A 552-nucleotide genomic window follows, 5' to 3' on the forward strand; every position below is an offset into this window, starting at 1 on the left:
GGCCCAACGGCCAGCAATCCCACGACAGCAACACCACCAACCTGTTCAGGCGTTGAACAGGACCGCCCCGGCACATGCCGAGGCGGCTCTTTCTCGGGCTCCCTAAGGAACCGGACAACGAGAAGGAGATGACCCAATGTGTCTGGATTACGGAAGCTGGTGCAGCGAGCCCTTCGGGCTCTACGACGAGGACGAGTTCATCCGCTGGATCCGGCAATGGCCGGAAGTGGATTTCGAACTGGCCCGTGACGGCATCGCGAAGCTCTTCCCGGCCTGGGATCTCGAATACGCGCCCAACCTGCCCGTCTATCGCTATGACGATCAGGCCGGCGACTACAGCGTTGACGAGGAGCGCTACGAGGACGTGTTCCTCGAGGAGCTCTCCTGGCGCATCGCGGTCGGAGAGACCTGCGTCTTGAAGATCGCCGGATGCTGCTTCGGAGAGGTCCACGGACATGCCATCGCCATTGTCGGCGGCGAGGCACCGCCACAGGAGCGGATCACCTGCCTGTCGCTTGACGACATCTACCGGAAGGCCGTCGATACCCTGCA

The 552-nt window shown here is 62.5% G+C and carries 1 protein-coding gene; it reads left to right on the forward strand.

All coding sequences use genetic code 11. From position 1 onward, the window contains the following. Positions 1 to 136: 136 nt before the first annotated feature. Positions 137 to 552 (forward strand): hypothetical protein (locus tag R3X27_RS25530; RefSeq protein WP_317711729.1); only part of this gene is annotated, 416 nt, incomplete at its 3' end.

Origin of the sequence: Tropicimonas sp. TH_r6 (assembly GCF_033101155.1) — a bacterium.
GTDB lineage: Bacteria > Pseudomonadota > Alphaproteobacteria > Rhodobacterales > Rhodobacteraceae > Tropicimonas.